This window comes from Exiguobacterium sp. s142, from assembly GCF_018618455.1.
Lineage (GTDB): Bacteria > Bacillota > Bacilli > Exiguobacteriales > Exiguobacteriaceae > Exiguobacterium > Exiguobacterium aurantiacum_A.
Genome location: NZ_JACSMB010000006.1, coordinates 118,314 through 132,554, shown reverse-complemented (window position 1 = coordinate 132,554; position 14,241 = coordinate 118,314). Strand labels below are relative to the sequence as shown.

At 53.4% G+C, this 14,241-nt stretch carries 15 protein-coding genes; 13 read left to right on the top strand and 2 right to left on the bottom strand.

What is annotated here, in order from left to right; all coding sequences use genetic code 11:
• The first annotated feature begins 58 nt into the window (after positions 1-58).
• The 9 genes from KNP77_RS07845 to KNP77_RS07805 all read left to right on the top strand — a co-directional run bounded on the left by KNP77_RS07845 (position 59) and on the right by KNP77_RS07805 (position 8,755).
• Positions 59-1,309, top strand: coding sequence for a competence/damage-inducible protein A (locus tag KNP77_RS07845; RefSeq protein ID WP_214889930.1), 1,251 nt, complete (start codon positions 59-61; stop codon positions 1,307-1,309).
• 53 nt (positions 1,310-1,362) lie between these two features.
• Positions 1,363-2,412 (top strand): recombinase RecA, encoded by a 1,050-nt coding sequence (recA, locus tag KNP77_RS07840; RefSeq protein ID WP_070327130.1) that lies wholly within the window; start codon positions 1,363-1,365, stop codon positions 2,410-2,412.
• A 189-nt stretch (positions 2,413-2,601) separates the two neighbouring features.
• Positions 2,602-4,164, top strand: coding sequence for a ribonuclease Y (gene rny / locus KNP77_RS07835; protein ID WP_370246299.1), 1,563 nt, complete (start codon positions 2,602-2,604; stop codon positions 4,162-4,164).
• Between the two features lie 48 nt (positions 4,165-4,212).
• A complete protein-coding gene (locus tag KNP77_RS07830; protein ID WP_035386387.1) occupies positions 4,213-5,007 on the top strand; it encodes a TIGR00282 family metallophosphoesterase in 795 nt (264 codons plus the stop codon).
• A 26-nt stretch (positions 5,008-5,033) separates the two neighbouring features.
• Positions 5,034-5,294 (top strand): stage V sporulation protein S, encoded by a 261-nt coding sequence (locus KNP77_RS07825; RefSeq protein ID WP_016509762.1) that lies wholly within the window; start codon positions 5,034-5,036, stop codon positions 5,292-5,294.
• A 169-nt stretch (positions 5,295-5,463) separates the two neighbouring features.
• Complete coding sequence (tdh, locus tag KNP77_RS07820; RefSeq protein WP_214889927.1) at positions 5,464-6,540, top strand: L-threonine 3-dehydrogenase; 1,077 nt, start codon at positions 5,464-5,466, stop codon at positions 6,538-6,540.
• Positions 6,541-6,555: 15 nt separating this feature from the next.
• The gene (locus tag KNP77_RS07815; protein ID WP_070327133.1) at positions 6,556-7,737 is read left to right on the top strand and encodes a glycine C-acetyltransferase; all 1,182 of its coding nucleotides are present in this window, start codon (positions 6,556-6,558) and stop codon (positions 7,735-7,737) included.
• Between the two features lie 254 nt (positions 7,738-7,991).
• On the top strand, positions 7,992-8,273 hold the full coding sequence (locus KNP77_RS07810) for a hypothetical protein (protein ID WP_214889924.1): 282 nt from the start codon (positions 7,992-7,994) through the stop codon (positions 8,271-8,273).
• Positions 8,273-8,755 (top strand): hypothetical protein, encoded by a 483-nt coding sequence (locus KNP77_RS07805; RefSeq protein WP_131489686.1) that lies wholly within the window; start codon positions 8,273-8,275, stop codon positions 8,753-8,755. Before KNP77_RS07810 ends, KNP77_RS07805 begins: the two co-directional genes overlap by 1 nt.
• Before the next feature lie 24 nt (positions 8,756-8,779).
• Here KNP77_RS07805 and KNP77_RS07800 read toward each other — a convergent pair whose 3' ends face one another.
• The gene (locus KNP77_RS07800) at positions 8,780-9,328 is read right to left on the bottom strand and encodes a DUF4256 domain-containing protein (protein ID WP_214889922.1); all 549 of its coding nucleotides are present in this window, start codon (positions 9,326-9,328) and stop codon (positions 8,780-8,782) included.
• Positions 9,329-9,503: 175 nt separating this feature from the next.
• Here KNP77_RS07800 and KNP77_RS07795 point away from each other — a divergent pair, with 175 nt between their 5' ends.
• Positions 9,504-10,052, top strand: coding sequence for a GNAT family N-acetyltransferase (locus KNP77_RS07795; RefSeq protein WP_214889919.1), 549 nt, complete (start codon positions 9,504-9,506; stop codon positions 10,050-10,052).
• Positions 10,053-10,090: 38 nt separating this feature from the next.
• On the opposite strand, the gene KNP77_RS07790 is transcribed toward KNP77_RS07795, so the two are convergent.
• Positions 10,091-11,086, bottom strand: coding sequence for a tyrosine-type recombinase/integrase (locus tag KNP77_RS07790; protein ID WP_070327139.1), 996 nt, complete (start codon positions 11,084-11,086; stop codon positions 10,091-10,093).
• Positions 11,087-11,190: 104 nt separating this feature from the next.
• Between KNP77_RS07790 and hflX the strand changes: the two genes are divergently transcribed.
• The 3 genes from hflX (at position 11,191) to KNP77_RS07775 (ending at position 14,232) form a co-directional block, all read left to right on the top strand.
• Positions 11,191-12,435 (top strand): GTPase HflX, encoded by a 1,245-nt coding sequence (gene hflX / locus KNP77_RS07785; RefSeq protein ID WP_070327140.1) that lies wholly within the window; start codon positions 11,191-11,193, stop codon positions 12,433-12,435.
• Positions 12,436-12,438: 3 nt separating this feature from the next.
• On the top strand, positions 12,439-13,734 hold the full coding sequence (locus tag KNP77_RS07780) for a methionine gamma-lyase family protein (protein WP_131439743.1): 1,296 nt from the start codon (positions 12,439-12,441) through the stop codon (positions 13,732-13,734).
• Positions 13,735-13,827: 93 nt separating this feature from the next.
• Positions 13,828-14,232 (top strand): MerR family transcriptional regulator, encoded by a 405-nt coding sequence (locus KNP77_RS07775; RefSeq protein WP_131463640.1) that lies wholly within the window; start codon positions 13,828-13,830, stop codon positions 14,230-14,232.
• The last annotated feature ends 9 nt before the right edge of the window (positions 14,233-14,241 follow it).

Genomic DNA, 14,241 nt, shown 5'->3' with positions numbered 1-14,241 from the left:
CGACAGGCGAGTTGTGGGAGCAACTCGTCTTTTTTTTTGAATCAAAGGAGGAACTTCGATGAAACGGACCGAAATCATTGCGGTAGGTTCTGAACTACTCTTAGGGGAAATCTCGAACACGAACGCCCGTTACTTATCAGAGCAGTTGTCGAAATATGGGCTGTCCGTGCTGTATCATGTAGTGGTCGGGGATAACTTTGATCGCTTGAGAGAAACGTTCGAGCAAGCGAAGCGGCGGAGCGAACTCGTGATCGTCACCGGTGGACTTGGTCCGACGAATGATGACATCACGAAACAAGTGCTCGCTGACTTGCTCGGCCGTCCGCTCGTTCGGGACGAAGCGTCTTTAGACACGATCCGACGCTTTGTCGCCTCGCGGGGACGAGCCATGAACGACGGGGACGCCAAACAAGCAGATGTTTTATCAGGAGCTGAAGTGCTCCACAATCCGGCCGGTCTCGCTCCCGGCATGTGGGTCGAGGACGAGACGACGTGGCTGCTCTTGCCCGGGGTGCCACGCGAGATGACAGCGATTGTCGAAGCGACGTTTCCGAGCAAGTTTTCGGGTGCGACGATCGTTTCTGAATCACTACGTTTTTATGAGATCGGTGAGTCGGCGCTTGACGAGGCGGTATCCGATCTAATGGACGGGGTGAACCCGACAGTCGCCCCGTACGCGGAATCAGGGGAAGCGCGACTGCGTGTCAGCGCGAAAGCGGAGACCGAGGACGCGGCCCGGGAGATGATCGACCGCGTCAAACGAGACATTCTGTCCCGTGTCGGCGCCTATTATTTCGGTTCGGACGAGGATACGCTGGCTGCGCATTTGATTCGCGAGCTAAGACGGCGCCACGCGACGCTATCGATCGCCGAATCGTTGACCGGGGGACAAGTCCAAGCGATGCTGACGGCGGTCCCAGGGGCGTCAGAAGTCTTTCTAGGAGGCGTCGTCACGTACTCGGACAAGCTAAAAAATAGGTTTTTAGGGGTGTCCCTTGCTACAATTGAGTCACAGTCGGTCGTCTCAAAACAAGTTGCTTTAGAAATGATCCAAGGGCTCGTTGATCAGACGAATTCGGATTACGGACTGTCCTTCACCGGTGAGGCCGGACCCGTCTCCAATTCGGGTCGACCGGTCGGCACCGTGTTCATCGGGGTGAAGACGCCGTCAGGTATGGAAGTGATCGAACGCGTCTATCCGCACCAACAGCGGAACGTCATCCAGGCGCGCGCGGCCAAAGATGGGTTATGGGCATTGTGGCAACGAATGAAAAAAAGGCGAATAAACGTTCGTAAAAACCTTGTGTAAAAGGTTGGGTTCGTTTATAATGAAGATACAAATCAAAGGAGGCTCATTAATCTATGAGTGATCGTAAACAAGCGTTAGAAATGGCATTACGCCAAATTGAGAAACAATTCGGTAAAGGCTCAATCATGCGCCTCGGTGAAAATACAGATCAACAAGTATCCGTCACTCCGTCAGGATCGATCGCCCTCGACATCGCGCTCGGCGCAGGCGGCTATCCACGTGGTCGTGTCATCGAAGTGTATGGGCCAGAATCTTCAGGTAAGACGACAGTGGCGCTCCATGCGATCGCTGAAGTCCAAAAACGCGGTGGCCAAGCAGCGTTCGTCGATGCGGAGCACGCGCTCGATCCGAAGTACGCGCACAACCTCGGTGTCAACATCGATGAACTGCTCTTGTCACAGCCGGACACAGGGGAGCAAGCGCTCGAAATCGCAGAAGCGCTCGTTCGTTCTGGTGCCGTCGACATCCTCGTCGTCGACTCGGTAGCGGCACTCGTACCAAAAGCTGAAATCGAAGGTGAGATGGGTGACTCACACATGGGACTTCAAGCTCGTCTCATGAGCCAAGCGCTCCGTAAGTTGTCGGGTGCGACGAACAAATCGAAGACGATCGTCATCTTCATCAACCAGATTCGTGAAAAAATCGGTGTCATGTTCGGGAACCCGGAAACAACTCCAGGTGGACGTGCCTTGAAATTCTATTCGTCGGTTCGTTTAGAAGTCCGTCGTGCAGAGACGTTGAAGCAAGGCCAAGAAATGGTCGGTAACCGGACGAAGATCAAAGTCGTCAAGAACAAGGTCGCCCCACCATTTAAAACAGCTGAAGTCGACATCATGTACGGTCTAGGGATCTCACGTGAAGGTGAACTCATCGATATCGGTGCCGATCTTGATATCGTTCAAAAAAGCGGTGCTTGGTATTCGTACAACGAAGAACGCGTTGGACAAGGTCGTGAAAATGCGAAGCAGTTCATGAAAGAAAATCCACAAATCGCCGCAGCGATCGAACAACAAATTCGCGATCACTACGGTCTCAACGGTGAGAAGACGGTCACGGTCGAAGCCGACAGTGATGAAGTGCTCTCACTCATCGAAGAAGATTAAGCAAGCGACCCGCCGGATGCGTCCGAGCGGGGTTTTTGTATATCACAATATTTTTTAAGGAATTGGGAGTTCTATCCTGTCCTTGCATTGCATTCTAACAAGTAAATAAGTACAATAAAGCTATGCGCGGGTCCCCCCGTGTCATTCAATCTTAAAAAAATAAAATAACCTTGCGAAAGGGAGGTGAACATGATGGAATGGCTAAATTGGCTTATTCTGATCCTCCTTTTGCCGATAGCTTTTGTTGCAGGTTTTTTTGTGCGTAAATCGATCGCCGAAGCGAAGATTCAAGGTGCTGAGACGGAAGCGACCAAGATTGTGGAGCAAGCGAAACAACAATCGGAAGCGATGCAAAAAGAGGCACGGCTTGAAGTAAAAGAAGAGATGATTCAACTTCGCAATGAGACGGAACAAGAGTTACGTGAACGTCGCGAAGAGCAGAAAGTGAAAGAGAATCGCTTCGTTCAAAAAGAAGAGCTTCTTGACCGGAAAGCAGACATGCTCGAACGGAAAGAAGATGCTTTGGATGAACGCGAGGCGGGCATTGCGAAACGGAAACGTGAAGCAGAGACGCTCGAAAGCAAAGTGGAGGAATTATACGAGGAAGCCCGTCAAGAACTTGTACGCGTGGCGGCCTTGTCGAAAGAAGAAGCACGAACCATCATCATGGACGAAGCGAAGCAGGAAGCGCTTCACGATGCTGCTCTCCTTCAAAAAGACATCGAGCAAAAAGCAAAACTTGAAGCTGATAAAAAAGCGAAACACTTGTTGTCTCTCACGATGCAACGTTATGCGGCTGAACATGTCGCTGAGACGACGGTATCCGTCGTCAACTTGCCGAGTGACGAGATGAAAGGGCGCATCATCGGTCGTGAAGGACGTAACATCCGCACGCTCGAGACGCTCACTGGGATCGATCTCATCATCGATGACACGCCTGAAGCGGTCATCTTGTCCGGATTTGACCCGGTCCGTCGTGAGATCGCCAAGATGACGCTAGAAAAACTCGTGCAAGACGGACGGATCCATCCGGCCCGGATCGAAGAGATGGTCGAGAAGTCACGCCGCGAAGTCGATGAGCGCATCCGTGAATACGGTGAGGAAGCGACGTTCGAGGCTGGTATCCACGGGGTACATCCTGACCTTATCAAAACACTCGGACGCATGCGTTACCGGACGAGTTACGGTCAAAACGTACTCGCCCATTCGGTCGAAGTGGCCCACCTCGCCGGCATGATGGCCGCCGAGCTCGGGGAAGACGTGACGCTCGCCAAGCGAGCGGGACTCCTCCACGATATCGGGAAAGCGATCGACCATGAAGTCGAGGGCAGCCACGTCGAAATTGGCGTTGAGCTGGCCACGAAGTATAAAGAACATCCGGTCGTCATCAACTCGATCGCCTCGCACCATGGAGACGTCGAAGCGACATCGACGATCGCTGTTCTCGTCGCAGCGGCAGACGCGCTGTCTGCGGCACGGCCAGGCGCTCGTCAAGAGACGCTCGAGAGTTACATTCGCCGCTTAGAACGCCTCGAGTCAATTTGTGAGTCGTTCGAAGGTGTCGAGAAATCATATGCGATCCAAGCAGGACGCGAAGTCCGCATCATCGTCCGCCCAGACGTCGTCGACGACGTCGTGGCGAACAAGATGGCCCGCGATATTTGCAAACGGATTGAAGATGAACTGGATTATCCAGGACAAATTAAAGTGACGGTCATTCGTGAAACGCGTGCCGTCGATTATGCGAAGTAAAAAGCGGAGACATTCTCCGCTTTTTCTGTTTTGAAGGAGGAAATATTTATGAAGATTTTATTTATCGGTGACGTCGTCGGGAAACCGGGTCGTGACATTTTGGCAGCACAAATCGGGCGCTTGAAAAGCAAATATAGTCCGACGTTCATGCTCGTCAACGGTGAGAACGCAGCCAACGGACGCGGTATCACAAAAAAAATATACCAACAATTTCTCGAACTTGGATTCCATGGCGTGACGATGGGGAACCATACTTGGGACAACCGTGAAATCTTTGATTGGATCGACGACGCCGAGCGTATCGTCCGTCCGGCCAACTATCCGGACGGCACGCCCGGTGTCGGCATGATGGTGCTCAAGCAGAACGGGAAGAAGCTTGCCGTCATCAACGTCATGGGGACGGTGTTCTTGCCGTCGCTCGATTGTCCGTTCCGCAAAGTCGACGCCCTCGTCGATGAGGTGCGGGACGACGTCGATGCCATCTTCGTCGACATGCACGCCGAGGCGACGAGTGAGAAGATCGCGATGGGGTATCACCTAGACGGCCGTGTCCAAGCCGTCGTCGGGACGCACACCCATGTCCAAACCGCTGATGAGCGTGTGCTTAAAAACGGGACGGCGTATATCACTGATGTCGGGATGACCGGTCCGCTCGACGGTGTCCTCGGCATGGACGCGTCTGTCGTGTTGAAAAAGTTTGTGACACAACTCCCGGTCCGGTTTGAAGTTGCCGAGGGACGGGAACAACTTAATGGAGTTTTAATCACGATCGACGACCAGTCGAAACGAGCGACCAAGATCGAACGCATACACCTAGATGATCAGACCGTCTGGTTTGATTGAACAACCTACCCGAGGGGGAAACAAGAATGGACGTACTCAGAGTTTCAGCAAAATCGAATCCCAACTCCGTTGCGGGTGCATTAGCTGGCGTTCTTCGTGAAAAAGGAACGTGTGAGATTCAAGCGATCGGCGCCGGTGCGCTCAATCAATCCATCAAAGCTGTCGCCATCGCCCGCGGTTTCGTCGCGCCGAGCGGTCTTGATTTGATCTGTATTCCAGCGTTCACGGATATTCTAATTGACGGGGAAGAACGAACTGCCATCAAGCTCATCATCGAACCTAGATGAGCTTGTGCGGTCGGGACATAGGTCCTATTCTTGTGAAGAGAAGCCATCGGAGCGGATGGCTTCTCTTTTTTGTTGAAAAATGAGGTTCTATCTTCTCAGTTTCGTCATTTTATGACAAGATGAAAGAGAACGTGAAGTTCGACAAACAGACAAGAGGGGGACGTTTTCGATGGAACAGCTCGTGTCAACGACAGAGAAGGAAGCAACGACACCTGTTATGAAAGCGATTCAAAAACACACGGCCGGATTTGGGGCAAAGCTGGTCGAGGTGCCGATTCCGACACCGGGTGCCGGTGAAGTATTGATCAAAGTGAAAGCGACATCGATTTGCGGGACCGACGTCCATATTTATGAATGGGACGACTGGGCGAAGAGCCGGGTCAAACCGCCTTACGTGTTCGGGCATGAGTTTTCAGGGGAAGTCGTGGCGCTCGGGGAAGGCGCGAAGCGCATCAAAGTCGGTCAGACCGTGTCGGCTGAGACGCACATCGTCTGCCATCAGTGTAAACAATGTTTGCGTGGCCAGTATCATATCTGTAAAAATACGAAAATCATCGGGGTCGACACACAAGGCTGTTTCGCCGAGTATGTCGTCATGCCGGAAGAGAACTTATGGGTCAACCCGGAGACGATGCCGTCGAAGCTAGCGTCGATTCAAGAACCGCTCGGGAACGCGGTCCATACCGTGCTCGCAAGTGACGTAACGGCACAATCTGTCGCCATCGTCGGCTGCGGCCCGATCGGTCTCATGGCCGTCGGCGTCGCCAAGGCGGCCGGTGCGAGCCGCGTGTATGCGATTGACATCAATCCGTACCGGTTGAAGCTCGCAGAACAGATGGGAGCGGACGTCGTCATCAACAGCATGGACCAAAATCCGCTCGACCTGATCATGGCTGAGACGGACGGGGACGGGATCGACGTCGTCTGTGAGATGAGCGGGCATCCGGTCGCGATCGACCAGGCGTTCAAGATGGTGACGGCGGGCGGTGACGTCAACGTCTTGTCACTTCCGGCACAACCGGTCGCGCTCGATTTGACGCGTGACGTCGTCTTCAAAGGAATCCGGGTCCAAGGCATAACCGGTCGTAAAATGTACGAGACGTGGGGCCAAGTGTCGACAATGCTCGCGTCCGGCCAATTGAACGTCGAACCGATCATCACCCACGTCTTCAAGCTCGAGGAGTTCGAGCAAGGTTTCGAGCTCATGCGGGCCGGGAAATGCGGGAAAGTCGTCTTACTACCATAAACAGGGGGAATCGATATGGCATTTGAACATATTACAGAAGCAGTCAATGAAATGAAGCAAGCGGGCACGTTCCGCTCGCTCGTGCCGCTCGAATCGGCGCAAGGGAACGAAGTCATGATCAACGGTAAGTCGCTCGTCCAATTATCGTCGAACAACTACCTCGGACTCGCCAACCACCCACGCTTAAAACAAGCCGCGATCGAAGCGGTCGAAGCGTTCGGGGCCGGGACGGGATCGGTCCGGACGATCGCCGGAACGTTCGAGATGCATGAAGCGTTCGAGCGCGAGCTCGCCGAGTTCAAGCATACGGAAGCGGCACTCGTGTTCCAATCGGGATTCGCGACGAACCTCGGCGTCTTATCAGCGCTGCTCGGACCGGAAGACGTCGTTATCAGTGACGCGCTCAACCACGCCTCGATCATCGACGGAATCCGTCTGACGAAAGCGGCCCGTCGCATCTACAAGCATACCGACCTTGAAGACTTAGAGGCGGCCTTGAAAGAGACGCAAGACTACCGGACGCGGCTCGTCGTAACGGACGGCGTCTTCTCGATGGACGGCAACATCGCACCGCTCCCGGAGATCGTCGAGCTCGCCGAGAAGTATGATGCTGCGGTCATGGTCGACGACGCGCACGCGTCGGGCGTCCTCGGTCAGAATGGACGCGGGACGGTCAACCACTTCGGTCTCGACGGCCGCGTCGCCCTCCAAGTCGGGACGTTGTCGAAAGCGATCGGGGTCCTCGGCGGCTACGTCGCCTGCTCGAACGACGTCCGTGACTTCTTAATCCAAAAAGGGCGTCCGTTCTTGTTCTCGACGTCACACCCGCCAGCGGTCGTCGCGGCGAACCGTGAGGCGATCCGGGTCATGAAAGAAGAAGAAGAGCTGTTCGACAAGCTATGGGCGAACACCGAGTTCTTCAAATCGGGTCTCCGTGACCTCGGCTTCGACATCGGCCACGCGACGACGCCGATCACGCCGGTCATGCTCGGTGAGGAGACGCTCGCGCACACGTTCTCGGACAAGTTGAAAGACCACGGCGTGTTCGCGCAAAGCATCGCTTTCCCGACGGTCGAGAAAGGCAAGGCCCGTATCCGGACGATCGTGACGGCGGAACATACGCGTGACGACCTCGAACGCGCGCTCGCCGCTTTCAAGGCGGTCGCCGAAGAGTTGAACGTGACGCTTCACGCGTAAGCTTGAGACTGCAGACGATTTGTCTGCAGTTTTTTATGTGTCAAAACGTCTATACTATCCTCTTCAATCTATGAATATATCGTGTCAACTTAATCAACCGTGGAGTAAGAGATGACCTATTTGAACAAGTTATACTGGTTCGTCTTGAAAATTTTGGTAGACATTTGAGGGTGCAGACTCTAAAATTTGAAAAAGAATAATTTAGAATTTAATTTTATTTCAAATACCGAATTTAGAATTAAGGAGTTCAAAGAATGTCATTATGGATTGATGTTATCGGAATCGCCTGTATAAGTGTACTTTTTTCGACAGCGGGCATTTATCTATTGATTAAACCGGGAAAAGCGATCACGGATAGTTCAGGGAGCGTGGATGGCATTATCGCTACGATTGTGATTCACGTTGTCCTTATATTTATGACGACAAAACATTTGGGGGCAATCTTGTTACTTATCGGCATCGGCTTGGGGATGGGACTATACGTCGAACTGTATGACGCATTGTTACCGCACGTGAAAGCGATGAGGATGCGTTGATGGACCAACATTCAAGTTTAGTTTTAGGGTCGTTTATGACAGCGGAAGAATTCTCTATTCTGACGATTTCACCGCTGTTCATTATTAACGTTGTGATTGGGATCGGGATTTTGGTCGTCGTGTTCTCTATCGACGTGGAGTCATGGAAAGACTTTTTCTTGTTTTTAGGGATGACGATTTGGGCCTCGGTTTTCGTTTCGGTTTATGCGATGGCATGGTACGTCCGAATTAAGTACGATACGTCGCCGGATTTTTCGGCAACGTTTGGTCTGGATTCCTTTCCAGGATGGGGGACGTTAGTAAGTAAATGGATGCACGAACCTCATGTTACACAGAACGCTTTGATTAATGGCATCGTGTTGATTATGATGCGTAAAGAGAATGCCTGGTACATCTGGTTGTTGAAAGCACCGTCGCTCTTCTTCGTGAGTCTCTTTTTCGTCAAATACATTCCGCTCGTCTTCAAGTGGCTATTCACATAAAAAGAGCAAGGCACTTGGCCTTGCTCAAATAATGAACATCCCTCGGAACCCGCGGGCCGCGTAATAGGAATCCGCACCATTGTGGTAGACGAAGATGTGGTCATAGCGGCGGTCACAGAACAAGGCGCCGCCCTTTTGACGAATCGCTCCCGGGGTGGCAATCCAGCTCGATGTCTTCAAGTCGAACGCGCCGAGTGTTTGCAGATGACGATACGTGACCTCATCCAATAGTTCAATCCCCATCTCTTCGGCCAACGCGACGGCGCTTCCATCCGGTTTGTTCTTCTTCCGCGTCGCTAACGCCTGCTCATCGTAGCAGAGGCTCCGTCGTCCGCTCGGAGTTTCCGGTGAGCAGTCGCAAAAGGCGAGGTCACCGTTCGGAAGTCGAATCACGTCAGGTTCGCCGCCGGTCTGTTCCATCTCGGCGATCGATGCGAGTTTGCTGTCGTCTTGTTGGAGCCTTGTCAAAACGCCGGACCATTCGACGTCGGGATGGCGTGCCGTGTGGGCGGCGAAACGCTTCTCAAGAATGCTCAGGAGCTCGTTCGTTTCTTCTTGTGAAAAGATTGGCATGGATCATCACTCCATTCAGAGGTTTCCTTTAGTATAATCCATCCTTCGTCGTCGATTGATCAAACCATTGATTAAAAGGGGGAATTTAGATTGAATTTCGATATATTAGATGTTCAGCAAGCTTACAATGAAACTATTATCAGAACAATAATTGGAAAGCGATTGGGGGATCAACATGTTGACCTATGATATCAATGAACAGCTGCAGTTACGCATGTTTAACGTCGACGACGCGGACGCGTTGTTCGAACTGACGATGGCATCGAAGCCATATCTTCGCGAGTGGCTCGGGTGGCTCGATTACACGGAGACGGTTGAGGATTCGCGGCAGAACATCGAAGGACGAATCAAAGGATTGATCGAGACGGGTGGCTATCCAAAATCGTTCGCGATTCTGTATCAAGGCGAGCTAGCCGGGACGATCGGCTTCAACGATCTTGATCGTGGCATCAAGTGCGGGACGGTCGGCTATTGGCTCGGCCAAGACTTTCAAGGGCAGGGCATCATGAGCCAAGCACTTGAAACGATCATCGAGTACGGATTTAAGGAACTCCGCTTACATAAGATTGAGATCCGTGTCGCGACCGGGAACGTGAAGAGCCGGGCGCTGCCGGAACGGCTCGGCTTCAAACAAGAAGGCGTGCTTCGAGACGCCGAATGGCTGTACGACCGGTACGTCGACCATGTCGTCTACGGGTTACTAGAAGATGAATGGGCCCATTGATCGACAAAGCAAAACCCGTCCTCGGAAAAGGGCGGGTTTTAGTTCGTCACATTTTCACCGAACAGCTCGGCACCGAACTCGGCATACGCCTGCTCATAACGGCGGAGCGACGACTCTTTATGCATGCACGTCACGTTCATCCGCTCGAGAGAGGTCATGTCGGTCGCATACGTCTTCAAGACATGGGCGTTCCGGAGCATCGACGGGGTGACCGAGCGGGTGACGCCGCTGCGCTCGTTCAACTGCCGCATCATCTTCGTAATCATGACGATCGTCAGCTGTTTCGGCTGGTTTTTGGCGTACACCCAGCGGAACGTCATCCGGGCAAAGTCGAACGAGACGAAGACGGGATCTTCCGAGTACCAGCGCGGGCGCACCGGCGTCGGGATGTCGGCGAGATAGTTCATGAGGAGCGATTGGTCTTCAGGCGTCAGCTTCAGCGTGAACTTGTTACCGAGCCGGTCATAGACGTCGAACTCGTAGCTCGCCAAGTGTAGGTCGTTCATTTTCAGACGGATGATATGATGAACGCGCAAACCGTATTTGTAGAACAGTGTGACGATGAGCGCGTTGCGGTTGACGAGGTACGGATGAGCCTGAAGCTGGTTCTCGCTCAATCCCCGCGGCGACCGGATCGTCCGGACGAGCTTGTCGAACTCGGACTGTAACGCGATCTGGTCGATGGTGAGCGTGTGCGCCGGTTGCGAATAGGCGAGCATCTTTTTGCGGAGCGGGTTCAAAAACTGGGTCAAGCTGTTGATGACGGTGACGATGCGGGCGACCGTCGCCTGTTGGTACTGTTTCTCTTCGATCAAAAAATCGTTGATGAACGTCTTCCATGACTCGAGCGGGACGGCGAGCCATTCCTCGGGGGTGACGAGTTCGACGTTATGGTCGCTGAAGTATTTGTGCACGTCGATCAAGTCGTAGCGATAGCGTTTCAGCGTCGATGGCTGGCGGCCGCTCGCACCGAGATGATATAAATACGTTTCGATATACTCGGGGAGCGAGTACTCTTTTCTGCGTTTCGTCATGGGACGTCCCTCCTTCTCTTCATATCGTACCACAAACGGACGTTCTCCATTCATGGATTCGTGGTAAGATGGAGGATGAGACTTATTAGGAATGAGGGATGTATATGGAACGAGAGAAAGTGATTATCGTCGGGTGTCAGCTACCGACCGTCGACGATTGGACATATGAGCAATCGATGGGTGAACTCGTCGAGTTGGTCGATACAGCAAAAGGTGAGGTCGTCGCAAGGCTCGACCAGAAACGGCAACAAGTCGACCGCCGGACGTTTATCGGGAAAGGGAAAGTCGAGGAGCTCGCCGTGCTCATCGAACAGTTCGAGCCGGATATCGTCATCTTCAACGCTGAGCTGTCACCGGCCCAATCGAAAAACATTCGGATCTCGTTGAACGACCCGGACGAGATGAAATTGATCGACCGGACGCAACTCATCTTGGACATCTTCGCCGGACGGGCCCAGTCGAAGGAAGGGAAGCTCCAAGTCGAGCTCGCCCAGATGAACTACTTGCTCCCACGCCTGATCGGGCAAGGCACACAGTTGTCACGACTCGGAGGCGGGATCGGGACACGTGGCCCGGGTGAGACGAAACTTGAAAGTGACCGCCGTCACATCAAGCGCCGCATCGATGAGATCAAGAAACAACTCGAAGGCACGGTCGCGCACCGTGACCGCTACCGTGTGCGCCGGAAAGAGAACCGTGTGTTCCAAGTCGCGCTCGTCGGTTACACGAACGCCGGCAAGTCGACGATTTTCAACCGTCTGACCGATGCCGACACGTACGAACAGGACGAACTGTTCGCGACGCTCGACCCGCTCACGCGTGAGCTCGAACTGCCGCGCGGCGGGAAAGTGCTGATCACCGACACGGTCGGGTTCATCCGCGACTTGCCAACGAAACTCGTCGCCGCGTTCCGCTCGACGCTTGAAGAAGTGCTCGGGGCCGATCTCGTGCTTCATGTCATCGATGCGTCGAACCCGCACTACATGAACCAGATCGATACGACCAATTCGGTCTTGTCTGATCTCGGCGCGAGTGAGTTGCCGCAGCTCGAAGTGTACAACAAGAAAGATCGCTTGACGGCTGACTTCGTCGGTGGACCGCTCGTCATCTCGGCGCTCGACTCGGCCGATATCGAGACGCTAATCGGCGCGATCGAGGACAAGATTTCGGACGTGTTGACGAAAGTGCACGTCGTCTTGCCGGTCAGTTCGTTCGAACATTACCATCCGGCCAAAGATTCGATGTACCGGCTCGAGGAGAACTTCCTTGACGACGGCTCGGTCGAACTTGTCGGTTATATGAGAGAAGACACGCGTCTATATGCGACGCTGAAACCATTTGAGGTGTGAATGATGTGGCAAGAAAAGATTGAGCATTACGATGAATTGGCCCCGTTCGTCAAGCAAGCGGAACAACGGGTGAAACCTTATTTTGAAGCGATCGAGGAAACGGCGGAGTTCAACCAATACCGTGTCCTCGAATCGTTCAAGAAGCATAAAGTGTCAGACTTTCATTTTAATCCGACGACCGGATACGGCTATGACGATATCGGGCGCGACACGCTCGAGTCGATCTATGCGGACGTGTTCGGGGCCGAACTCGCCCTCTGTCGTCCGCAAATCATCTCGGGGACACACGCGATCGGGATCGCCTTGTTCGGTGTGCTGTTACCGGGAGATGAACTCTTGTATATCACGGGTAAACCGTACGATACGCTTGAAGAGATCGTCGGCATCCGCGGCGACGGCCGCGGTTCATTGAAAGAACTCGGTGTCGGCTACGACACGGTCGAGTTGAAAGACGATCAAATCGATGTCGCGGCTGCGATCGAACGGATCCGCCCCGAGACGAAGCTCGTCGGCATCCAACGTTCGAAAGGGTACGCCAATCGACGCAGCATCCCAGTCACAGAAATCGGCGAGGCGATCGCGGCGATCAAAGCAGCGCACCCGCACGTGTTCGTCTTCGTCGACAACTGCTACGGCGAATTTGTCGAGACGATTGAGCCGACACATGTCGGGGCCGACCTCATGGCCGGTTCGCTCATTAAAAACCCGGGCGGTGGCTTGGCGAAGACAGGCGGCTATATCGCCGGGACGAAAGCATTGATCGAACGATGCTCGTTCCGGATGACGACACCAGGCATCGGCAGCGAGGCCGGTCCGTCGCTCTATTCGCTGCAGGAGATGTATCAAGGCTTTTATATGGCGCCGCACACGGTCGCCCAAGCGTTGAAAGGGGCCCATTTGACGGCGAGCCTGCTCGGCCTGCTCGGCTTCGAGACCGATCCGCATTATACGTCACGGCGGACCGATTTGATTCAATCGGTCACGTTCCGCGACCGCGACAAGATGATCGCGTTCTGTCAGAGCATCCAGATGGCGTCCCCGGTCAACGCCCACGCGCTGCCGGTACCGGCCTATATGCCAGGCTATGAGGACGACGTCATCATGGCGGCCGGGACGTTCATCCAAGGTTCGTCGATCGAACTATCAGCGGACGGACCACTCCGGGCGCCGTACACGGCATACGTCCAAGGCGGCTTGACCTATGCGCACGTGAAAGTCGCGTTAATGCTCGCCTTGAGCCAATTGCGGACGAAAGGGCTCGTCACATTTGACCGTGAAAATTCAACTCAAACGTTGTAACCGAAATGTCATGTTAACTTTCTTAACATCTATTGACAGGAAAGTTGTCATGTATTATTCTCACAGTGTGAGACAGAAAAGGAGGGGTAAGGGATGGCCGATCAATTTCGTCGCTCCAACCCGTTGTTTCCGATTGGGATCGTCCAAGATCTGACGCAACTGACAGGCAGGCAGATTCGATATTACGAAGAACAGGGTCTGGTTTCGCCTAGTCGGACGGAATCGAAACGACGACTTTATTCCTTTAATGATGTCGAACGTTTACTCGCAATCAAAGATTTCATTGACCAAGGCTTCAACTTGGCGGCGATTCGCCATATGCTCGACAACGACGGTGCCAAAGAGACAGAACAATCTGCTTCTACGGCCCCGCCAAGCGAACCGCCAAAGATTTCCGAGAAAGAGTTACATCAATTATTGAAAACGCAGCTTCAAGAAGCTGGTCGTTTCAATAAAACGTCGCTCATCCAAGGAGAGTTGTCACGTTTTTATCGATGACGCCAGTAC